We start from the raw sequence: 21,621 nt of genomic DNA, 5'->3' as shown, positions 1-21,621 counted from the left end.
GGGGGTGGCTTAATCGGTTTCGTAGGTGTTGGCGATATATACGTCGCAGGGGGCGTTGTGGGCTACGCTGTTGGCCACGCTGCCGAGCACCCGGCCGATGCCGTGCATGCGCCGGTTTCCTACCACGATGATGCGTGCGTCCATCCGCACAGCTTCCTTGATGAGGGCGTCGGCGGGGCGGCCGCGCGCTGCGGAATACGTGACGGGGGTGTCGCCGCCCAGTGATTCGGCCACCGTGCGGGCCACCTGCTCCGCGGCATCGGCGTCGGAAACGATCCAGCGGTCGCTGCCGCTGCCGAAGACCTCCGTGCGGTCGCTGTCGAAGGCTGAGACGACGTGCAGCGAAGCGTCCATGCCTGCGGCCAGGTCCCTTGCCGATTCCGCCGCCTTCTTCGCGGTCTCACTGCCGTCCACCCCTACAACGATGATTCCAGCCATATGCATGTTCCTTTGCTCGGTCTTCGGCTCTCGTGTGGCTTACGCTACAGCGCGGCGATGGCTTCCTGCAGCACCGGCGCCAAGCGGCGCACCCCTTCGGCGATGGCGTCCGGAGGCACGGCACTGAAAGCGAGCCTGAGCTTGTTGGATGGCTCGTCCGACGGCGTGAAGGCCGCGCCGGGGATGAACACGACGCCGGCGTCGATCGCCTTGTGCAGGAGCGGGTAGGTGTCAACGCCTTCAGGCAGCGTCACCCAGACGAAGAAGCCGCCCTGCGGGCTGGTCCAAGTGCTTCCGGCGGGCATGTACTCCTTGAGTGCGGCCAGCATGGCGCGGCACCGCTCGGCATACAGTCCCCGGTAGGTAGCGATCTGTCCCTTCCAGTCGTAGTCGCGCAGGTAGGCGGAGACCAGCATCTGGTTGAAGGCCGGCGGGCAGAGCGTTACAGATTCCGCCGCGAGATAATAGCGGCGCTGCAGGTGCTCCGGGACGAGGGCCCAACCGATGCGAAGGCCCGGAGCGAAGATCTTGGAGAAGGAGCCCAGGTAGATGACGTCGTCCGGATTGCCGGCCCGCAGGGGAGGGAGGGGATCGCCCTCAAAGCGAAGCAGGCCGTAGGGATTGTCCTCGAGCACTATGATATTCGCTCTGCTGCATATATCGACCACCTGCTGCCGGCGTTCCTGGGCCAGGGTGATGCCTGAGGGGTTGTTGAAGTTGGGAATCGTGTAGAGGAACTTGATGGTCTTTCCAGCCAGCTGGAGGGCCGCTATCCGCGCCTCCAGAAGGTGCGGCACGAGGCCATCCCGGTCCATTTCCACGGTCTCCACCTGGACCTGGTAGGCCTCGAATGTGTTCAATGCGCCCACGTAGGTGGGGTCCTCTACCAGCACCACGTCGCCCGGGTTGCAGAACAGCTTGGTGGCCACGTCCTGTGCCGATTGGGAGCCTGCGGTGATCACCACGTTTTCGGGGCGGGCATCCACGATGCCTTCCGCTGACATGACTTCGCATATCTGCGCCCGGAGTTCGGCGGTACCTTGGCCAGCGCCGTACTGGAGGGCGGTCAGGCCGTCCTCTGCAATGATCCTGGCTGCCGTCGCTGCCAGCCGCTCCATGGGAAGGGACTGCAGGTACGGGCTTCCGCCGGCAAGGGACACCAGGCCGGGCCGCATGGAAATGTCGAAGACATCGCGCACGGCGGACTGGCGGATGTTGGCTGCGCGCTCCGAAAACAGCTCGTCATGGCGGTGGGCCGACGTGGCGGCGCGCTCGATCGCATCAATGGCCTCCGCGGGGAGGGTGCCTGCGGACGTGTCAAGTGTTTCGTGGGTCACAGGGTCAGGATACAGCCAGGCGTTGCCCGCAAAGCAACGTTTGTTTATCCTTACGGCTACGTCAGATATACGTGGTCCCGCCAAGGTATCGGTTGGGAGAATGGCTGGCCGCGGAACTTCGGGCGGGGAAACGGGCGGTGCCCGGCACGCTTAACGCGTACCGGGCACCGTGCGGGGCAGGCCTGACTAGGCTGCCTGTGCGGAAGCGGCAAGGGCGTCGAAGATGCCCTTGATCTGCTCCACTACCTCGGCGTCATCCTTGGGGTGCACCTCGGCGAAGCGAACCATGGAGCCCGGGACGGCGAGCTTTACGTCCTCGAGGATGTGGGCGCCTGCGATGCCGGCTGCCTTGCGGGCTTCATTCTGGGCCCAGACTCCGCCGTACTGGCCGAAGGCGGTGCCCACGACGGCAGTCGGCTTGCCTGACAGCGCGCCGGCGCCGAAGGGGCGGGACAGCCAGTCGATGGCATTTTTCAGGGCCGCAGGAACGGTGCCGTTGTGTTCCGGGGTGACCAGCAGGACGGTATCGGCCTTCTCGGCTGCTGCGCGAAGTGCCGCTGCGGCAGCCGGAACCTTGCCCTCCACGTCGATGTCCTCGTTGTAGAACGGGATGTTGCCCAGGCTTTCGTGGATGACGACGTCAACCTGCTCGGGGGCGTTGAGCTGGATTGCCTCGGCCAGCTTCTGGTTGGTGGACTCGGCGCGGAGGCTGCCGACAAGGGTCAAGACTGTGCTCTTGGTCATGGGAACTCCTGGTAGCTGGGCGGCGGGGGCCGCTTGCGGTCGAAACTGGGGCTCGGGGAGCCTTCACTAGACTAAACGGACCACGGTCCGGTTGTATTTCCGATGACTACACTGTCCTTGTGAGTTCCATCCCAGTGCGCCCGGACATGACGCCGGCAGCAGCCGCGGAACGCAGTGATGCCGCCAGGAACCGGGAGCGCCTCCTGCTGGCCGCCCGCGATCTCATTGAGGAGGGTGGCGTGGCCGCACTCACCATGGACCGCTTGGCGGAGCGTGCCGGCGTGGGCAAGGGTACGGTCTTCCGGCGGTTCGGCAGCCGGGCCGGACTGATGCTGACCCTCCTGGACGACTCCGAGGCCGCCTTCCAGGCACGCTTCCTGTTCGGGCCGCCGCCACTGGGACCCGGCGCCCCGCCACTGGACCGTCTCCTGGCCTTTGGGGCCGAGCGGATTGCCTACGTGGTGGAGTACGGGGACCTGGTCCTGGCCGCCGGACACGCAGTCAGGGGAAGGTTCGAGGTCCCGGCCGTTGCTCTCTGGAACCGGCATGTGGAGATGCTGCTTCGCGAGGCGGGCTTCCGTTCACCGGAACCGTGGCTGATGGCCGGATCCCTGACCGCCACTCTGGACCCGGAGCGGCTCCTGCACCTCATCCGTCAGCATGGCGTCACAACTGAGCGACTGGCAGTGTCGTGGCGTGATCTTGTCACACGGGTTGTAATGGCCACGTAGAATACGCATTGCGGTTCCCTGCGTCCAGTCAAAACAACTTCACAGAACTATTCATAACGATCTGATACGGCGCGCCGGATTTCTGGGTATTCGCGCCCTTTTCGGCTTGGGCCTTGTGATAGTTTCCTCTGGAATGTGACCCGCGACATAGTCCACCAGGACAGGCCCATGAGGCTGCGGGAAGGCCAGTTACCGCTGGTGCAGGACCCGGTCAGGCGGCACAATCCGTACTCGTCCGGGGAAGACGGAAGGATGCAGCGGCGCCCATGCTCAAGTACCTCGCCAAGCGCGGCATCACGTATGTGGTGATGATCTTCCTCACCACGTCCGCCGGCTATTTCCTGGCGGTCAGCTCGCTTAAGCCGGCGCTTCTGGAGCAGGAACGCATTCCCCGGCCCACTCCGGAACAAGTCGCCAACTCCATGCGGTTGAAGGGCCTGGACCCGGACCTCAGCCCGTGGCAGCGCTACGTGGACTGGCTCACCGCAATTGTTACCCGGTGGGACTGGGGCCGGAGCCCCAACGGGGCATACATCAACGCCGAGTTCGGGGACCGGGTCTGGATTTCCACCCGGCTCTTCCTGGCGTCCATCATCCTGACCCTCGTCATCGGGGTCGCACTGGGTGTCTACTCGGCGGCGCGGCAGTACAAGTTCCAGGACCGCGTCATCACGTCCTATAGTTACCTCGCCTACATCGTTCCTGCTCCCATCGCCTACTTCCTGGTGCAGTTGGGTGCCATCAGCATCAACGAAACCGTGGGTGACCGGATCTTCTTCGTCACCGGCATCTCCACGCCAGGGGTTGCCCCCGGATGGCCCCAGTTCGTTGACCTGCTGGCGCATTATGTGGTGCCCACGGTTGCCATCACGCTGGTGGGCTGGGGCGCCTACCAGATCGCGCAGCGGCAATACCTGCTGGACAACGTCAATGCAGACTTTGTCCGGACCGCCCGGGCCAAGGGCTTAAGCCGGAACCGGGCAATCGCCCGGCACGCCCTCCGCGTTTCCTTCATCCCCGTGGCCCAGAGCATCGCTTTCACCGTCCCGGCCATTTTCGCCGGCGGGTTTTTCGCCGAAAAGATCTTCGCCTGGCCCGGCGTTGGCTCCTGGAGCATCGACGCCATCTCCCTGCAGGACGTCAACGCAGCCACGGCAACGCTGGCCTACGGCTCTGTCATCTTCGCCATCGGCGCCATCCTGGCGGACTTCGCCACCACGCTTGTCGACCCCAGAGTACGGGTGCAGTAGCCATGACCAACCTGAACGCCGTTGACCCGGCAGCGGTGGCGCAGGACGCGCACCTGGAAAGTGCCGACGTCGTCATCGGCAAGAACACCATCATCTTCCGCCGGTTCCTGCGCAACAGGACGGCAGTGGCGGGCCTCGCCATCTTTGTGGCCCTGACGGTCTTCTCGTTCATCGGCGGGTTCTTCACGCCGTGGGACAAGGAAACCATCGACCCCTTCAACATCGGGATGCCGCCGTCCGCCGACCACTATCTTGGGACGTCCCAGGCGGGAATCGACCTCTATGCCATGACCGTCGAGGGCACCAGGATCTCCATCCTCATCGGCCTTGTGGTGGGCCTGGTGTCAGTCCTGATCGCCGCCGTCTACGGCTGCACCATGGCCTACTTCGGCGGCAAGGTGGACAAGGTGATGCTGTTCATCCTGGAGGCGCTGATCATGATGCCGGCGCTCCTGGTGGTCGCCGTCGCCACCAGCGGCGGAGGTGCGGGCCTTACGCGCGACGTTCCTTCCTGGCTGCTGCTGATCATCGTCCTGCTGGTGTTCAGCTGGATGGGAACGGCTCGCCTGATCCGTTCCATGTCGATGTCGCTGATGCAGCGGGACTTCGTCAAGGCAGCCCAGTACATGGGCGTCCCGCCGCGGCGCATCGTGTGGCGGCACCTGGTTCCGAACATTGGTTCCCTCCTGATCCTGGACATCACCCGCGGCGTCACGGCGGCGATCCTGGCCGAGGTGGCCTTTTCGTTCATCGGCATCGGCATCAAGGTGCCGGACGTGAGCCTCGGCGTACTGATCGGGGGCGCCACCTCCCAGGTGCAGACCTTCCCCTGGATGTTCTGGGTACCACTCACGGTGATGTTCCTGCTGACCGGCTCCCTGGCCATGATGAACGATGGCCTGCGGGACGCCTTTGATCCCAGCTCAAGTTCCACCGGAAAAGCCAAGAAGGCCAAAGCCCGCAAGACCAGCGCGGAAAAGAAGGCGGCATGAGCAGCAAAACCACCACCGGAGCCACCGAACCAGCCCGGGCCGGCGTGGAGCGCCTGCACGCGGCGGGGCTGCATGCCCCTGCCGATGCCGTCCTGTCCGTTCGGGGCCTGAATGTCCGGTTCAACTCCGAAAACGGCGTGGTCCACGCTGTCAGGGGCGTCGACTTCGACCTCCTGCCCGGGAAGACGCTGGGAATCGTGGGTGAATCGGGGTCGGGCAAGTCCGTCACCTCGCTGGCCATCATGGGACTGCTCCCGCCAACGGCCCAGGTCTCCGGTTCCGTACGGCTCAAGGGCCGGGAACTGCTGGGACTGAGCGACAAGGACATGTGCGCGTTCCGCGGCAACGACCTTGCCATGGTCTTCCAGGACCCCCTCTCCTCGCTGACCCCTGTGTTTACCGTCGGCACGCAAATCATCGAGGCGCTGACCATCCACCACCCCGCCATGAGCAGGAAGGCAAAGGAAGCACGCGCCGTCGAACTCCTGGCCATGGTGGGTATTCCAAGCCCCAGGGAACGGTTGAAGGCGTTCCCGCACGAATTCTCCGGCGGGATGCGCCAGCGCGTCATGATTGCCATTGCCATCGCCAACAACCCGCGCGTCCTGATCGCCGATGAGCCGACGACGGCCCTGGACGTTACCATCCAGGCCCAGGTCCTTGAGGTGCTCCACACGGCGCAGGAGGAGACCGGCGCCGCCGTCGTCATGATCACGCACGATCTTGGTGTGGTGGCCGGGATGGCAGACGACATCATGGTCATGTACGCGGGAAAGCCGGTGGAAACCGGCGCCGTGGACGATATCTACTACAGTCCCCGTATGCCCTACACCCTGGGGCTGCTCGGCGCCGTCCCCCGGGTGGACGTGACGGAAAAGACCTCGCTGGTTCCCATCGAAGGGATGCCGCCGAACCTTCTGACCCCTCCCACGGGTTGCTCGTTCGCCCCCCGTTGCCCGCTCGCGTCGGACGCTTGCCTCGACGGTGAGCCGGGCCTGGAACCGGTCGGCGCTGGTACGCTGCACCGTGCCGCCTGCATCAAGTCGGGATCCCTTGGCGGCTCCGTGGATGTCCACGACGTGTTCGCTGCCCCGCCGGTGCCGGTGTCCCGCTTCGACACAGTACCCCGGGACGAGCGTCGGACCGTGCTGCAGCTCAAGGAGGTGCGCAAGCACTTCCCCTTGACCAGGGGTGCCCTGATCAAGCGGAAAATCGGCACCGTCAAGGCCGTGGACGGCGTGAGCTTCGACATCCGCGAAGGCGAGTGCTTCTCCATTGTGGGCGAGTCGGGCTCGGGAAAGACCACCACCCTGCTGGAAATCATGGAGTTCCACCCCGGCCAGGACGGTGAGGTGGTGATCGGGAGCCTCAGCAACAAGCAGGCGGCCGACGCGAAGACCAAAGCCGGGATGCGGCGCGAACTCCAGATGGTGTTCCAGGACCCCACCGGCGCGCTGGATCCCCGGTTCACCGTCTACGAAGTCCTGGCCGAACCCCTGGAGAACGCCGGCATGGGCCGGGACGCCATCAGGAAACGGATCATGGAACTGATGAAGCTGGTGGGCCTGCAGCCGGACCACGTCAACCGCTTCCCCAACCAGTTCTCCGGCGGCCAGCGCCAGCGGATCGGAATCGCCCGGGCCCTCGCGGTGAACCCCAAGCTGGTGGTCCTGGACGAGCCCGTCTCAGCCCTTGACGTGTCTGTCCAGGCCGGCGTTATCAATCTGCTGGACCACCTGCGCGCAGACCTGGGCCTGAGCTACCTGCTCGTGGCGCACGATCTATCGGTGGTGCGCCACATCTCCAACCGCGTGGCGGTCATGTACCTCGGGAAGATCGTGGAGATCGGCGCGGTGGACCGCGTCTTCGATAACCCCCGGCACCCGTACACCCGCGCGCTCCTCTCCGCCATCCCCGTACCGGACCCGCAGCTGGAACGCACCCGCGAACGGATCATCCTCCAGGGCGACCTGCCCTCGCCGCTGCAGGCTCCCAAGGGGTGCAACTTCGCCACCCGTTGTCCCGTCTTTGCGGCGCTGCCGCCGGCCAAGCAGGAAAAGTGCCTCACCCTGGAACCGCCACTGGAAGCCGCGGCCTCCACCGCAGACCAGCGGTTCGCATGCTTCTTCCCTGACGGGGAACTGGATGAGGACATGCTGGTGGTCCACGAAACCGCGGAGCACCATTCCCCCTGAGATTTCTCGACCCCAAGCACCACCACTCGCACCACAATGAAGGGAAAACCATGAGGAAACTGAACAGGATCGCCGGAGCTGCAGCCATTGCTGCGGCCCTGGCGCTGACGGCCTGCGGCGGTGGCGGTGCCAGCGGTCCGGAGACAGCAAAGGGACAGGACTCGGGGAGCGACCTCTCCAAACTGATCAGCATTAACGAGAAGCCGGCAGCCGATCTTCAGCAGGGCGGCAAGGTCACCCTTCCCGTGGGCAACATCGGCCCTGACTTCAACGGCTTCTCCAACAACGGCAACAGCGCTGACAACTCCGCACTTCAGGTCCCCATGAACCCGGTGGCAATGAACAGCGGCGGCATTGGCGGCTGCTGGAAGGTGGACTTCAAGGGCAAGGTCACCCCCAACCCGGACTTCTGCGAGTCGGTGGACAGCGTGGTCAAGGACGGCAAGCAGACCATCACCATCAAGGTGAACCCCAAGGCCACCTACAATGACGGCACCCCCATCGACGTCAGGGCCTTCAAGAACACCTGGAACATCCTCAAGAGCCCGGACGCCGGCTATGACATCGTCAGCTCAGGCGCCTACGAGTTCGTCGATTCCGTCGAGGCCGGCAGCAACGACAAAGAAGTCATTGTCAAGACCAGCCGTCCGGTGTTCCCGGTGGATTCGCTTTTCTTCGGCCTCATCCACCCCGCCGTCAACACCCCCAAGATCTTCAACGAGGGCTTCAACGGCAACCTGCACCCCGAGTGGATGGCCGGTCCCTTCAAGCTGGACCAGTACGATGCCGCGGCCAAGACGGTGACCATGGTGCCGAACGACAAGTGGTGGGGCCAGAAGCCCGTCCTGTCCAACGTGACCTTCCGCCAGCTGGAGACCAGCGCGCAGATTGCTGCGTTCAAGAACGGCGAGATCGACGCCATGAACGCCAACACCATCTCCCTCTACAAGCAGCTTGACGGCACCAAGGACACCGACATCCGGCGCGGCCAGCGGCTCTTTGCCGGCGGCCTGAACCTCAACGCCCAGCGCATCACCGACGTCAACGTGCGCAAGGCAATCTTCGCCGCCGTGGACCGCGAAGCCCTCCGGAAGGTCCGCTTCAACGGCCTCAACTGGGAGGAGCCCAGCTCCGGATCCATGATGCTGATGCCGTTTTCCGACTACTACCAGGACAACTACCCGGTCAAGGAGACCGGACCCGATGCCGCCAAGAAGGTCCTCACCGACGCCGGCTACACGGCCAACGCCAACGGCATCATGGAAAAGGACGGCAAGCCCGCTGCCTTCAAGATCAGCAACTTCGGTGATGATCCCACCACCCTCGCAGTGGCCCAGACCCTGCAGAAGCAGCTCCAGGCCGGCGGCATGGATGTCGGGATTGACCAGCGCGCCTCCGCCGACTTCGGCAAGGTCCTGGGCAGCCGCGAATTCGATCTGAGCATTTCCGGCTACACCGTTGGTCCCGATGCCACTGATGCGGTCAAGCAGTACTACGACTCCAAGGTCAACGAGAACAAGCTGGGCGACGCCGAGCTGGATAAGAAGATCGCCGACCTCGCTTCCATCGAGGACAACGCCGCCCGCAACAAGGCAGCCATGGACGTGGAGAAGGAGCACATGGCCAAGTACTACTCCATGGGCGTGGTCTTCAACGGCCCGCAGATCTCCTTCGTCCGTTCCGGCCTGGCCAACTACGGCCCGTCGCTGTTCCAGAGCCTGTCCCAGGTTCCGGACTGGACCACCATCGGCTGGGAAAAGAAGTAACACAGCCCAGCGGACAGGCTGGCACCCCTGGTGACCAGGGGTGCCAGCCCTGTTTAACAGTGCGCACCGAGGGGTAGCGTAGCTTCCATGACCGGAACCGAAGGCTCCCCGCGCAGCATCCGCACCGCCGTCGTCGGCTACGGGCTGGCAGGGAGCGTATTCCACGCCCCGCTGCTGTCTGCCGACCCCAGCTATTCGCTGGACGTCATTGCAACGTCCGACGCCGGGCGGCAGGCGGGTGCCTCATCCCGGCTTCCGGGGGTTGATGTGGTGCGCGACGTAGCGGAGGTCCTTAAACGGGCAACGGACCTTGACCTGGTGGTGCTGGCCACGCCGCCGGCGACGCACCATCCGCTGGCCAGGGCCGCCCTGGAAGCAGGGCTGGATGTTGTGGTGGACAAACCGTTCGCGGTCACCAGCGCGCAGGGGCAGGAGCTGGTTGAGCTGGCGCGGCAGCTGGGCCGGGTGCTGACCGTGTTCCACAACCGGAGGTGGGACGGCGATTTCCTCACCCTGCAGAAGTTGCTGGCTGCCCAGGCCTTCGGCGCCGTGACGCGGTTCGAATCACGTTTCGAGCGCTGGTCCCCGGCCATCGCCAAGGCGTGGAAGGCGCGGGCCACGGCGGCGGACGGAGGTGGGGTGCTCTTCGATCTTGGCAGCCACCTCATCGACCAGGCCCTGCAGCTGTTTGGACCCGCCACGGTGCTCCACGCCGAGCTGAAGGCTCGGCGGTCCGACGAGCGTGCGGATGACGATGTTTTCCTGGTTCTGCGCCATGATTCCGGGGTGACCAGCCATCTCAGCATGAATGTGCTGTGCGCACAGCAGGGGCCCCGCTTCCGTGTCCTTGGCTCCATCGGCGGCTTCACCAAGAACGGCGTGGACCCTCAGGAGCCCTACCTTGCTGCCGGTGGCAGCCCTTTGGACCCTGCCTACGGCCGGGAAGACACGGAATGGGCCGGGTTCCTGGGCCGGGACGGACACCTGGACCGGCTCCCCACGGAACGGGGGAACTACCCCGAGTTCTACCGCATGCTGGCAGCGAAAATCCTCGACGGCGGCGCCAGTTCACAGTTGCCCCTCCCCGTAAACCCGGAGGATGCCGTGGAGGTCCTGAAGGTTATCGAAGCCGCACGCGTATTTAAATGAGTGATCGATTGCTCCGTAATTGCCGTTCTGAGCGTTCAAAAGGACAACTACGGAGCAATCGATGAAGGGTGACTAGGCGGAAACCAGCTCGTGCCAGTCAGCGACGAGGGGCAGGCCGTGGGCCTCGGACACGGAGTGGTGGGCCACGTGGCCGGCGGCGATGTTGAGCCCGGCGGCGAGGGCGGGGTCGCGGTCGAAGGCGGCCTTGACGCCCAGGTTCGCCAGGGAAACCGCGTAGCGCAGGGTGACGTTGGTCAGAGCGTAGGTGGAGGTGTTGGGGACGGCGCCCGGCATGTTGGCGACGCAGTAGAAGATGGTGTTGTGCACCTTGTAGGTGGGTTCCTGGTGCGTGGTGGGGTGGGTGTCCTCGAAGCAGCCGCCCTGGTCCACGGCGATGTCCACCAGGACCGAGCCGGGCTTCATCCGGGCCACGAGGTCGTTGGTGACCAGCTTGGGGGCCTTGGCACCGGGGATCAGGACTGAGCCGATGACCAGGTCCGCGTCCACCACGGACTTTTCGATCTCGTACTTGTTGGAGGCCACCGTCTTCAGCCGGCCCTGGTACAGGGCGTCCAGTTCGCGCAGGCGGTTAATGTTGATGTCCAGGATGGTGACGTCGGCGCCCAGGCCCAGGGCCATGGCTGCTGCGTTGGTGCCGGCAACACCGGCGCCCAGGACAACCACCTTGGCGGGGCGGACGCCGGGCACGCCGCCCATGAGCACGCCCTTGCCGCCGGCGGGGGCCATCAGCGAGGTGGCGCCGACCTGGACGGACAGGCGGCCGGCAACTTCGGACATCGGTGCCAGCAGCGGGAGGGAGCGGCCCTCCTGGACGGTTTCGTAGGCGATGGCGGTGACGCCGGAGTTGATGAGTTCCTTGGTCAGTTCCGGCTCGGCTGCCAGGTGCAGGTAGGTGAAGAGGATCAGGCCCTTGCGGAAGCGGTGGTACTCGGACTTGATGGGCTCCTTGACCTTCATCACCATGTCGGCGCGTGCCCAGACGTCATCGGCTTCGTTGACGATCTCGGCGCCGGCGATCGAGTATTCCTCGTCGGTGATGCCCGAACCCAGGCCGGCCCCGCGCTCTACGAGGACGGTGTGGCCGTGGGTAAGGAATTCGTGGACACCGGCGGCGGTGATGGCCACGCGGAATTCGTTGTTCTTGATTTCTTTGGGGACGCCGATGATCATCGTCTGCTCCAGTTTGTAGGGCCGGTGGGCCGGAAATGCGGAAATGCTTTCGTGTTTCAACGATAAATCCGGCTGTGAGCCAGGCGACATGGGCTGTCAAACCTGGGACGTTAACAACCTTGATATTCCGCGGTTTTTCATACCGTCGGCTCGACACCTGTCGAGTCCTGAAGCGTCAGGTGCCGCCTCCTGTTGGTTCGTCTGTCGCGCCGCCAAGGCAGTAGTGTTGCCCCATGCAGCAGCAGGATGTGGAACAGCTCGTCGAGCAGGTGGCCCAGAAGCTGGGCCGCGGGTTGTCCCTTGAGGACCTGGACGGCCTCCTGCTCGCCTACAGCTCCAACCAGTCGCATGCCGACAGGGTGCGCGTGAATTTCCTGTTGAGCAAGAAGGTCCCGGCGGACGTGAGCGCATGGCAGCTCTCGCACGGAATCGCCACGGCCGTCCGCCCCGTCGTGATTCCCGCCAACCCGGAGCTCGGCATGCTGGGCCGCGTCTGCGTCCCGCTGATGGTCCGGGGTTTCAGAGTGGGCTACCTGTGGGTGCAGCAGGAGTCGGCAGAGGAAAGCCCGACGGCGATCCTCACGCAGTTGCCGGGCGTCAACCATGAGCTTGAGCTGCTGTCAGGCCTTCTGCTTGACTCAAATACGGCTGAATCCGAGTTCCGCCGGGGCCGTGAGCGGGAGTTCCTGCTGGCATGTTCCGGGGAGCCCAATGCGGTGGCCGCGGTGGCGGGCTGGAAGGAAGTCCAGGGCCGGGGTCCATGGCAGATGGTCACGGTGCTGGACGCGGACGGATGGGCCAGCGGACCTGACCCCATCGCGTCCACCCTGATCCATCGGTCCACCGCCCTGCAGGCAACGGTGGGAATGGATGCCGCGCTCTTCAGTGCCGGAACGGAAACGCACTCCGTGGTGTTGTTCCGCGAGACCACGGGCCGGGCCAACCACGCCCAGCTTTTGGTCCACTACCAGCTTGAGCTGGCCAAGCGTTCCGGCCGCCCGGTGCACCGGATCATCCTGGGCATCAGCGAGGGCTTTGCCAAAACCCGCCAGCTCTCGGAGGCGTACCGGCAGTCCCGGGTGGCAGCCCAGGCGGCGGCGGTGGATTCCCAGCTTGGCGAGCTGGTGGACTGCCGGTCCACCGGCGTGTACCAGCTCCTGGCCTCGGCCGGGGGAGGGGTGGGCGCCTGGGCTGACTCGGGCTCCGTGTACTTCCGGATGCTGGAGGACCATGACCGCAACGGCGAGCTCATCCCTGTCCTTGAGCTGCTCTATGACAACGACGGTTCCGTCCAGGACGTGGCCACCAGGCTCCACCTGCACCGCAGCAGCATTTACAACAGGCTGGGCCGGATCCGGCAGCTGCTGGGGGTGGACCCGTTGAAGGGCCTGCCCCGGCTGGAACTGCACGCCGCACTCAAGATGCGCCGGTGGGCGTCGCGGCCGCGCATCTGAGGAAATCAAGGCCCGGGACCAGAGCTACCCGGCGGCCGCTCCATCCGGTGAACCGGCAAAGGACCTGATCGCGGCTGCCACTTCGCGCGGGCGCAGGTGCTGGGCCACGTGTCCTGCCCGGGCAATTTCAACGAAGCTGCCCTGCGGCACCACCTGCGAAAGCCGGAGCGACCAGTCGGCACCGGCCACCTGGTCATGGTTGCCGCGCAGGACCAGCACGGGAACGTTGATCCCTGCCAGCCTCGACTCCGTGGGGTAGGCCAACATCACGGGCAACATAGTGAAGTACCAGCGCGGGCCGCAGCGGAAGTAGTCCGAGAAGACGAGCCAGTTGGAGGAGGCACTTTCCCGGAGGAGCGCGTCCAGGAACAGCGCCAGGCCCTGCCGCCGGATACTACGGTGCCGCGCGTCCACGACCGGACCCATCAGGACCAGCCGCTGCGCCTGCCCGGGGGCGTAGAGGGCCGTCTCGATGGCGAACTGTGCGCCCATGGAGTGGCCCACCAGGATGTACGACCTGATGCCGTTCGCTTTCAGCGCCTGGGCGATGAAGGCGCCATAGTCCGCCACGGACAGCTGCCGCCCGGGTTTTGGCGTGCCGGCAAAGCCCGGCAAATCCAGGGAATAGGTGGGGGCGACGGCGGCGAGTTCGTGGTGGAGCCGCCGGAGGTAGCGGTGGGAAACGCCGATGCCGTGGATGAGGATGTAGGCGGGTGCTGCGGAGCCGGCGGCGTCCGGTGCCGGGGCGGGAGTTCCGCCGGCCCAGAGGATGCGGCCCCTGAGTCCGTTTGCTTCCACCTCGGTTGCCTGAAGCCGCGGGTCCTTCCGGCCCCGCACGCGGAACAATCGGGGCAGCACTATTTACCTGCGCCGGCGGGGTCCGCGGCAGCCTTCTCGTGTTTGCGCTTTTGGTCCGCGTGTTTTTGGGCGGCGGCCTTCTGTTGCTCCAGCCACGCCATGATGTCGGCTGTCCGGATCCGGCGGTGCGACCCCCGGTACTCCACGGGAATCTCGCCGCGGTCCGTCATGTTCCGCAGGTAGGTGTGCGAAATGCCCGCGAGTTCGGCTGCCCGTGAGGTGGTGAGCATCTCCTCCACACTGCTGACCGTCACAGTTTCGCCGCGGCTGAGCCTGGCGAGCAGATCCACGACAGCGTCCCGGGCCTGCCCGGGCAGGCGGTGGACGGTGCCGTCCACGAAGACGGTGATGTCATTGCTGTCCTCGAGGGAGCGCGCAAGGCTGCGGGCCTCACCGGCAGGGAGGCCGGCCGTGACGCGGGGGGCTATCAGTGCCATGGACGTAGCCTATCCCGCGTGCGGCCGGCGGCGGGGTTAGAGGCCCAGCTCCTCGAGTACGGGCAGCTTCTCCCGCACCCACGCGCGGGCTTCGGTGGCGCTCGGTGCGGACAGGGCCAGCTTGGCCAGTTCCTGGGCTTCGGACAGGGTGACTGTCTTCAGGACCGCTGCCACAGCGGCGAGCGAACGCGCCGTCATGGAGAGGGTGCTGACGCCAAGGCCGGTGAGGACGACGGCGAGGGCCGGGTCCGCGGCAGCCTCACCACAGACGCCAACGGGCTTGTTGTGGCCTTCCGCCCGGGACCCCTCCACCGTCAGCCCCACGAGGCGCAGGACCGCGGGCTGCCACGGGGTGTTCAGGTTGGCCAGCGGGCCGAGCTGGCGGTCCGCGGCCATGGCGTACTGGGTGAGGTCATTGGTGCCCAGGCTGGCGAAGGCGACTTCGCGGAGTATGGACTCGGCGGTCAGGGCAGCCGAGGGGACTTCAACCATCACGCCGGGGGTCTTGATCCCGGCGTCTGCGCACATGGAGGCGAAGCGGGAGGCTTCCTCCGCTGTGGAGATCATGGGGGCCATGACCCAGACGTCGGCTTGGGACTGCTGCTGCGCCAGTGCAATGGCTTCGAGCTGCCGGTCCAGGACGCCGGGGGTGGTGAAGTCGGTGCGGTAGCCGCGGACGCCGAGGGCCGGGTTGGGCTCCGTGGAGTCGGTGAGGAAGGGCAGCGGCTTGTCGGCGCCCGCGTCCAGGGTGCGCAGGACCACCTTCTTGCCCGGGAAGGCATCGAAGACGCTCTTGTAGGCGGCCGCCTGTTCCTCAACGGACGGTTCGGTGTCCCGTTCCAGGAAGCAGAACTCCGTGCGGAACAGGCCCACACCCTGGGCGCCCAGCTTCGCGGCCGCTTCTGCGTCCTTGCCGCCGCCCACGTTGGCGAGCAACGGCACTTCGTGGCCGTCCGCCGTCGTGCCCGTGCCGGTGAACTCAGCCAGCAGCGACGCCGTGGCAGCCCATGCCTCCGCCGTCGCGCGGAGGGATTCATCGGGCTCGGCGGTGATGAGGCCGGCCGCGCCGTCCACGTACACCTCGGTGCCGTCCGGCAGTTCGTCGACGCCCACGGCAGCAACCACGGCCGGCAGGCCCAGGGAGCGGGCGATGATGGCGGTGTGCGACTGGGGGCCGCCGCCCGCGGTAACCAGTGCCAGCACCTTGTTGGGATCAAGCGTGGCGGTGTCGGCAGGGGCAAGGTCCTCCGCCACCAGGACGAACGGGGTGCTGGAGGCGGGAATGCCGGGTGCGGGCACGCCCCGCAGCTCGGCCACGATGCGTGCGCGGACGTCCAGGACGTCGGTGGCGCGCTCGGCCATGTAACCGCCCAGGTTGTGCAGCATTTCGGACACGGAGGAGCCGGATTCCCAAATGGCCCGTTCGGCGGAGGTGCCCCGGGCCACCAGCTTGGCCGCGCCCTTGATCAGCATGGTGTCCTTGGCCATGAGTGCCGTGGCTTCCAGTACCGCCTTGCCATCGCCTACGGCGTGCGCGGCGCGCTCCTTCAGTTCGTCATGGACGGCCTGGGAGGCCGCTTTCAGTGCTGCAGTGGCTTCCTCGGCAGTGGTGTCCGGTGCCAGCTGTTCACCGGCGGGAGGCTCACTGATGGGTTTGGGCATCTGCCGGATGGTGCCGATGATACGGCCGGGGCTGACGCCTACTCCTGGGAAGTTCTGCACTGAAGGTCCTCATTCTCTGCCGGTAGACAGGCCCGCCAAGTTCTCCGGCGCCGTGCCGGGTCCGCCGGAGGACTGCTACGTCCAGGGGCAGGAAACGTGCCTGAAAAAATTGTATGTGATTCAGTTCATATAGCAACGCTATAGGTGCTAGGGTAGCGGTTATGAGTTTGGATGGCCAGCTTCCCCCCAAAATGCGGCTGCTCCGTGCTGCCGCGGAACTGCTGGCAAATTCCGCGGGGGCTCCGGTCTCCACCCGCCAGATCACCCAGCTGGCAGGGGTGTCGGCTCCTACGCTGTACCACCACTTCGGTGACAAGGAAGGTCTGTTCGACGCCGTCGTCGCCGCAGGGTTTGAAGAATATGTCGCGGGCGAAAGGGACTTCGCCCCCTCCGGACAGCCTCTTGAGGACATCCGGAGAATGTGGGACAACCACGTCCAGTTCGGCCTGAACCAGCCCGAGTTGTACTTGGTGATGTTCGGCAACATCCGCCCGGAAAGCCGGCCGGCCATCGTGGCTGACGCCGAGGCGCTGATGGAGGAGATGCTGAACAAGGCAGCGGCGGCGGGCCAGCTCAACGTCCAGCCCAGGGAGGCGGCCAGGTCCATCCTGGCGGCCAACGTGGGCGTGACGCTGATGCTGATTGCGGAGCCCGCCACCGAACGCAACCTTGAACTGTCCACCATGACCCGGGACGCCATGATCTTCGCAGTGTCCGCCGAGCCCGCCAGCGGCCCGGCCACGGGCGGCACCGGGAAGTCCTCGGTGGTGGTGGCAGCGATCGCCCTGAACGCCGCACTTCAGGCCTCGCACTCTGACCAGCTTTCCAGCTCGGAACTCAAGCTTTTCCTCGAATGGCTGCACCGGATCTCCACCAGCCCGGCCGGTTAGCCCCACAACCCGCAATACCCAGCAGTACGTCGTCGTAATCATCGGACCAATCCTGCGGAGCAGCAGGAATGACGGTTAGGAAATCACATGGCAACAGAGACAGTTGCAAAACCCCGCACCAGCGCGCGCGTGCACGTCCAAAAGTTCGGGACATTCCTGTCCGGCATGATCATGCCCAACATTGGCGCGTTCATCGCCTGGGGCATCATCACCGCCCTCTTCATCGAGAAGGGCTGGCTGCCCGTTCCGCAGCTCGGTGGTTTCGGCGAGACTGATGGGAAGCCCAATATTGGCCTGGTAGGCCCCATGATCACCTACCTCCTGCCGCTGCTCATCGGTTACACCGGCGGCAAGATGGTCTACGACGTCCGCGGCGGCGTGGTCGGTGCCATCGGCACCATGGGCGTGATCGTGGGCGCCGGCATCCCGATGTTCATCGGCGCCATGATCATGGGCCCCCTGGGCGGCTGGACCATGAAGAAGATCGATATGATCTGGGACGGCAAGATCCGCCCCGGCTTCGAAATGCTGGTCAACAACTTCTCCGCAGGCATCTGGGGTGCGCTCCTGGCATTGCTGGGCTTCTACGGCATATCGCCCCTGGTTACCGCCTTCAGTACGGCCGCGGGAAACTTCGTGCAGTTCCTGGTCCACAACGGCCTGCTGCCGCTGACCAGCATCTTCATCGAACCCGCCAAGGTCCTGTTCCTCAACAACGCCATCAACCACGGCGTGCTCACCCCGCTGGGCGTGCAGCAGTCCCTGGAGCAGGGCAAGTCCATCCTGTTCCTGCTGGAGGCCAACCCCGGCCCCGGCCTGGGCCTGCTGCTCGCTTACACGTTCTTCGGCCGCGGCGCTGCCAAGGCATCGGCGCCCGGCGCGGCCATCATCCAGTTCTTCGGCGGCATCCACGAGATCTACTTCCCGTACGTCCTGATGCGCCCGCTGCTGATCCTGGGCACGATCGCCGGCGGCATGACCGGCATCGCCACCCTGGCCATCACCAACTCGGGCCTCGTGGCACCGGCCGCGCCTGGTTCCATCTTCGCCGTGCTGGCGCAGACCTCCCGCGACAGTTACTTCGGCGTGATCCTGTCGGTGGTGCTCGCCGCGACGGTGTCCTTCCTGGTCTCCTCGGTGATCCTGCGGACCACCAAGCACAGTGACGAGGCGGACCTCGGCGACGCCACTTCCCGCATGGAGGCAATGAAGGGCAAGAAGAGCTCCGTTGCTTCCACGCTCACCGGTGCCGGTGCAGGGACCGCCGCAGGCGCCGCTGCCGCCGGCCGCGGCGGAGTGGGCGTCCTCGCCGGCCCGGTGCGGAACATCGTCTTCGCTTGCGACGCCGGCATGGGCTCCAGCGCCATGGGCGCCTCGGTGCTGCGGAACAAGATCAAGGCGGCCGGGTTCCCGGACGTCAAGGTCACCAACGCCTCCATCGCCAACCTCAGCGACACCTACGACGTTGTGGTCACCCACCAGGACCTGACCGAACGCGCCAAGCCGGTCACCTCCAGTGCCGTCCACTACTCCGTGGACAACTTCATGAATAGCCCACGCTATGACGAGATCGTAGAGCTGGTCCGGGAGAGCAACACCGAGGGCGAAGCAGGCGACGCCGGTGCCACCCACGGCGCGCACGCCGCCAACGCGCCGCTGGACGCCCAGCCCGCAGCCGCTGCCGCGGCACCGGCAGGCTCCCCGGAGATCCTGGCGCGCGAAAGCGTAATCCTGACCGGTTCCGCCACCACCCGCGACGCCGCAATTGACGAGGCGGGCAGGCTGCTGCTGGCCCGTGGCGCCGTGGACGAAGGCTACATCGCCGCCATGCACGAACGCGAGGAATCGGTGTCCACCTACATGGGCAGCTTCCTTGCCATCCCGCACGGCACCAACGCCGCCAAGGACCATATCCGCAAGTCGGCAGTGTCCGTCATCCGCTACCCCGAAGGCATCGACTGGAACGGCAAGGAAGTTAAGTTCGTGGTGGGTGTCGCAGGCATCAACAACGAACACCTGCACATCCTGTCCTCCATCGCCAAGGTCTTCACGAACAAGGAGCAGGTGGCACGGCTTGAGGCTGCCACGTCCGAGGACGAAGTCCTTGAGCTCTTCGGAAAGGTCAACGCGTAGTGAAGGCAGTACATTTTGGTGCCGGCAACATCGGCCGCGGCTTCGTGGGCCTGCTCCTGCACGACGCAGGCTACGAGGTGGTGTTCGCGGACGTCGCCGAGGAACTCATCAACCGGCTCAAGGAAGCGGACAGCTACGCCGTGCATGAGGTGGGCGAGAACCCCGCGGTGCGCACGGTGGACAACTTCCGGGCCCTGAACTCCAACGCCCAGGAAGCGGAGCTGGTCCAGGAAATTGCGACGGCGGACATCGTCACCACCGCCGTGGGGCCGCACATCCTGAAGTTCGTGGCGCCCGTGATCGCCAAGGGCATCGTTGCCAGGGAGCCCGGCATGGCGCCCCTGCAGGTGATGGCCTGCGAGAACGCGATCAACGCCACGGACATCCTGGCAAAGGAGGTGGCCTCCCAGCCGGGGGTCACCGCCGCTGTGCTGGATGGGAAGGCGGTTTTCGCCAACACCGCCGTGGACCGGATCGTGCCCAACCAGGAGGCGGGGCAGGGCCTGGACGTTACCGTGGAAACCTTCTACGAGTGGGTCATCGACCGGACCGCCTTTGGTGATGCCGCCCCGGTAATCCCCGGAGCCACCTTCGTGGACGACCTCTCGCCGTACATCGAACGGAAGCTGTTCACGGTCAACACCGGGCACGCCTCGGCGGCGTACTTCGGGTTCGAAGCAGGCCTGGAGAAAATCTCCGAGGCCATGGCGGACCAGGACGTGGCCGAGGATGTGCGCGCAGTGCTGGAGGAGACCAAGCAGCTCCTGGTGGCCAAGCACGAGTTCAGCAACGATGAGCAGGAGGCCTACGTCCGGAAGATCCTGGCCAGGTTCACGAACCCGTACCTGCCGGACACCGTGAACAGGGTGGGCCGGGCTCCTCTCCGGAAGCTGGGCCGGCACGAGCGCTTCATCGGCCCGGCCGCGGAACTCGCCGAACGCGGCGTGGTGCCGGAGGCCCTGCTGGGTGCCATTGCGTCCGCCCTTCGGTTCAACGATCCCGCCGATGCCGAGGCCACCGAGCTCGCGGCCATCCTGGGGTCCGAGAACCCCGCTGACGCCACGGCCAGGATCACCGGCCTCGAGCCCGGGCACCCGCTGTTCAACGCCGTTGCCACCTTGGTGGAGGAACGGCAGGCGGAAATGGCCGGCACCCCCGCCTGAGCCACCCCCTGCCACGCGCCATCACTTCCTGCACCCCCTGACGCCACGCTCCATCAGATCCTGCAGGAATTCCGGCAACGCCGCATCAGGACGACGCCGGCACTTCCGCGAGTGCCGGCGTCGTTCTTTTCCTGTGCCAAGCTGGGCGGGTGATCCCTACTGACGATGCCGCTCCTGTCGTGTTCACCGCCGAGGTTGAAGGCGGCACGTTCCGCCTGCGCCATGCCACCCGCGACGACCTGCCTGCCATGGTGCGGCTGCTGGCAGACGATGCCCTGGGCGCAGGCCGCGAAATTGCCGAGGACATGGAGCCGTACCTGCGCGCTTTCGAGGCGATCGAGGCCGATCCCAACCACCTGCTGCTGGTGGGCGGGCTGGTGCCGCCAGGCGAACCGGGCGGCCCGGTGGTTGCCACCTTCCAGCTGAGCTTCCTCCCCGGCATCTCCAGGCAGGGAGCCTGGCGCTCGCAGCTTGAGGGCGTCCGGGTAGCGGCAGCACTTCGCGGCCAGGGCGTGGGGAAGCTCATGGTGGGGTGGGCAATCGGGGAGTCAAGGAGGCGCGGCTGCAGCCTGATGCAGCTGACCACCCATGCGAGCCGTTCAGCGGCCCAACGGTTCTACGGGCAGCTCGGGTTCGAAGGAAGCCATGTGGGCATGAAGCTGAAGCTTTAACCCTTGACCGTTAGGCACCCTAACTGTTAGGCTACCTAATGATGAATACGAACGATGTCCAACTGCAGGAACTCGCCAGCGGGTTCCGCGAAGCCCTCCGACACGGTGTTTACCTCGTTCGGCGCCTGGACGCCGACGGTGAACTCAGCGCCGCCCAGCTCAGCACCCTCAAGATGTTGATGGGAGAAGGCCAGCGCGTCGGCGAGATTGCCCGGAACCTCGGCGTGCGTGTACCCAGCGCTACGGAGCAGATCATCAAGCTTGAACGCGCCGGCCTTGCCCGGCGGGAGCCGGACCCAACCGACTCCCGCGCTGTCCGGGTGATCCTGACTGACGAAGGCCGTGCCGCCGTCGACTCCGCGAACAAGCGCCGCAACCAGGTGATGGCCGAGATCCTCGGCACCCTCACCGACCAGGACCGCAAAGCCCTGGCGGACGCCCTGCCGGTCATCGACAAGATCAATGCATTCATCCAGAACTGAACTGATCAGTACCAAACC

Annotated in this window: 18 protein-coding genes and 1 pseudogene; 12 read left to right on the top strand and 7 right to left on the bottom strand. The window is 65.6% G+C overall.

The window, feature by feature from the left end; all coding sequences use genetic code 11:
* Nucleotides 1–9: 9 nt before the first annotated feature.
* The 3 genes from AB0313_RS10165 to AB0313_RS10155 all read right to left on the bottom strand — a co-directional run bounded on the left by AB0313_RS10165 (nt 10) and on the right by AB0313_RS10155 (nt 2,519).
* Entirely contained in the window at nt 10–438 is a 429-nt protein-coding gene (locus AB0313_RS10165; RefSeq protein WP_141945033.1) for a universal stress protein, read from the bottom strand.
* 44 nt (nt 439–482) lie between these two features.
* Nucleotides 483–1,775: a PLP-dependent aminotransferase family protein gene (locus AB0313_RS10160; RefSeq protein WP_366305331.1), complete on the bottom strand. Its 1,293-nt coding sequence runs from the start codon at nt 1,773–1,775 to the stop codon at nt 483–485.
* 186 nt (nt 1,776–1,961) lie between these two features.
* The gene (locus AB0313_RS10155; RefSeq protein WP_366305330.1) at nt 1,962–2,519 is read right to left on the bottom strand and encodes an NADPH-dependent FMN reductase; all 558 of its coding nucleotides are present in this window, start codon (nt 2,517–2,519) and stop codon (nt 1,962–1,964) included.
* Between the two features lie 119 nt (nt 2,520–2,638).
* Between AB0313_RS10155 and AB0313_RS10150 the strand changes: the two genes are divergently transcribed.
* The 6 genes from AB0313_RS10150 to AB0313_RS10125 all read left to right on the top strand — a co-directional run bounded on the left by AB0313_RS10150 (nt 2,639) and on the right by AB0313_RS10125 (nt 10,602).
* Nucleotides 2,639–3,250, top strand: coding sequence for a helix-turn-helix domain-containing protein (locus AB0313_RS10150; RefSeq protein WP_366305329.1), 612 nt, complete (start codon nt 2,639–2,641; stop codon nt 3,248–3,250).
* 266 nt (nt 3,251–3,516) lie between these two features.
* Nucleotides 3,517–4,500: an ABC transporter permease gene (locus AB0313_RS10145; RefSeq protein WP_141945040.1), complete on the top strand. Its 984-nt coding sequence runs from the start codon at nt 3,517–3,519 to the stop codon at nt 4,498–4,500.
* Nucleotides 4,501–4,502: 2 nt separating this feature from the next.
* Nucleotides 4,503–5,492: an ABC transporter permease gene (locus AB0313_RS10140; protein ID WP_366305327.1), complete on the top strand. Its 990-nt coding sequence runs from the start codon at nt 4,503–4,505 to the stop codon at nt 5,490–5,492.
* A complete protein-coding gene (locus AB0313_RS10135; protein ID WP_366305325.1) occupies nt 5,489–7,687 on the top strand; it encodes an ABC transporter ATP-binding protein in 2,199 nt (732 codons plus the stop codon). The genes AB0313_RS10140 and AB0313_RS10135 overlap by 4 nt, the downstream gene beginning before the upstream one ends.
* A gap of 50 nt (nt 7,688–7,737) precedes the next feature.
* A complete protein-coding gene (locus tag AB0313_RS10130) occupies nt 7,738–9,453 on the top strand; it encodes an ABC transporter family substrate-binding protein (protein WP_141945046.1) in 1,716 nt (571 codons plus the stop codon).
* 87 nt (nt 9,454–9,540) lie between these two features.
* A complete protein-coding gene (locus AB0313_RS10125) occupies nt 9,541–10,602 on the top strand; it encodes a Gfo/Idh/MocA family oxidoreductase (protein ID WP_366305323.1) in 1,062 nt (353 codons plus the stop codon).
* Nucleotides 10,603–10,674: 72 nt separating this feature from the next.
* On the opposite strand, the gene ald is transcribed toward AB0313_RS10125, so the two are convergent.
* Nucleotides 10,675–11,793 (bottom strand): alanine dehydrogenase, encoded by a 1,119-nt coding sequence (gene ald / locus AB0313_RS10120; protein ID WP_141946682.1) that lies wholly within the window; start codon nt 11,791–11,793, stop codon nt 10,675–10,677.
* Between the two features lie 88 nt (nt 11,794–11,881).
* Between ald and AB0313_RS10115 the strand changes: the two are divergent.
* Nucleotides 11,882–13,247: pseudogene (locus tag AB0313_RS10115) on the top strand (helix-turn-helix domain-containing protein).
* Nucleotides 13,248–13,271: 24 nt separating this feature from the next.
* On the opposite strand, the gene AB0313_RS10110 reads toward AB0313_RS10115, so the two are convergent.
* From AB0313_RS10110 to ptsP, 3 genes are read right to left on the bottom strand one after another with little or no spacing between them, the layout of a single operon-like run.
* Nucleotides 13,272–14,045 (bottom strand): alpha/beta hydrolase, encoded by a 774-nt coding sequence (locus AB0313_RS10110; protein WP_366305321.1) that lies wholly within the window; start codon nt 14,043–14,045, stop codon nt 13,272–13,274.
* Nucleotides 14,046–14,104: 59 nt separating this feature from the next.
* A complete protein-coding gene (locus AB0313_RS10105) occupies nt 14,105–14,542 on the bottom strand; it encodes a helix-turn-helix domain-containing protein (RefSeq protein ID WP_141945052.1) in 438 nt (145 codons plus the stop codon).
* Between the two features lie 36 nt (nt 14,543–14,578).
* Nucleotides 14,579–16,264, bottom strand: coding sequence for a phosphoenolpyruvate--protein phosphotransferase (gene ptsP, locus AB0313_RS10100; protein WP_366305319.1), 1,686 nt, complete (start codon nt 16,262–16,264; stop codon nt 14,579–14,581).
* Nucleotides 16,265–16,425: 161 nt separating this feature from the next.
* Between ptsP and AB0313_RS10095 the strand changes: the two genes are divergently transcribed.
* The 5 genes from AB0313_RS10095 (at nt 16,426) to AB0313_RS10075 (ending at nt 21,603) form a co-directional block, all read left to right on the top strand.
* On the top strand, nt 16,426–17,154 hold the full coding sequence (locus tag AB0313_RS10095; RefSeq protein ID WP_141945056.1) for a TetR/AcrR family transcriptional regulator: 729 nt from the start codon (nt 16,426–16,428) through the stop codon (nt 17,152–17,154).
* A gap of 87 nt (nt 17,155–17,241) precedes the next feature.
* Nucleotides 17,242–19,287 carry a PTS mannitol transporter subunit IICBA gene (locus tag AB0313_RS10090; protein WP_366305317.1) on the top strand — a complete coding sequence of 682 codons (2,046 nt, stop codon included), beginning with the start codon at nt 17,242–17,244 and terminating at the stop codon, nt 19,285–19,287.
* Nucleotides 19,287–20,450, top strand: coding sequence for a mannitol-1-phosphate 5-dehydrogenase (locus AB0313_RS10085; RefSeq protein ID WP_366305316.1), 1,164 nt, complete (start codon nt 19,287–19,289; stop codon nt 20,448–20,450). The genes AB0313_RS10090 and AB0313_RS10085 overlap by 1 nt, the downstream gene beginning before the upstream one ends.
* A 179-nt stretch (nt 20,451–20,629) precedes the next feature.
* On the top strand, nt 20,630–21,121 hold the full coding sequence (locus AB0313_RS10080) for a GNAT family N-acetyltransferase (RefSeq protein ID WP_307309331.1): 492 nt from the start codon (nt 20,630–20,632) through the stop codon (nt 21,119–21,121).
* 41 nt (nt 21,122–21,162) lie between these two features.
* Entirely contained in the window at nt 21,163–21,603 is a 441-nt protein-coding gene (locus AB0313_RS10075) for a MarR family transcriptional regulator (RefSeq protein WP_366305511.1), read from the top strand.
* The last annotated feature ends 18 nt before the right edge of the window (nt 21,604–21,621 follow it).

Origin of the sequence: Pseudarthrobacter sp. NPDC080039 (assembly GCF_040702335.1) — a bacterium.
Taxonomy (GTDB): domain Bacteria; phylum Actinomycetota; class Actinomycetes; order Actinomycetales; family Micrococcaceae; genus Arthrobacter; species Arthrobacter enclensis_A.
Note: the sequence above shows the minus strand (reverse complement) of the source record. Positions and strands in the feature narration are given on the sequence as shown.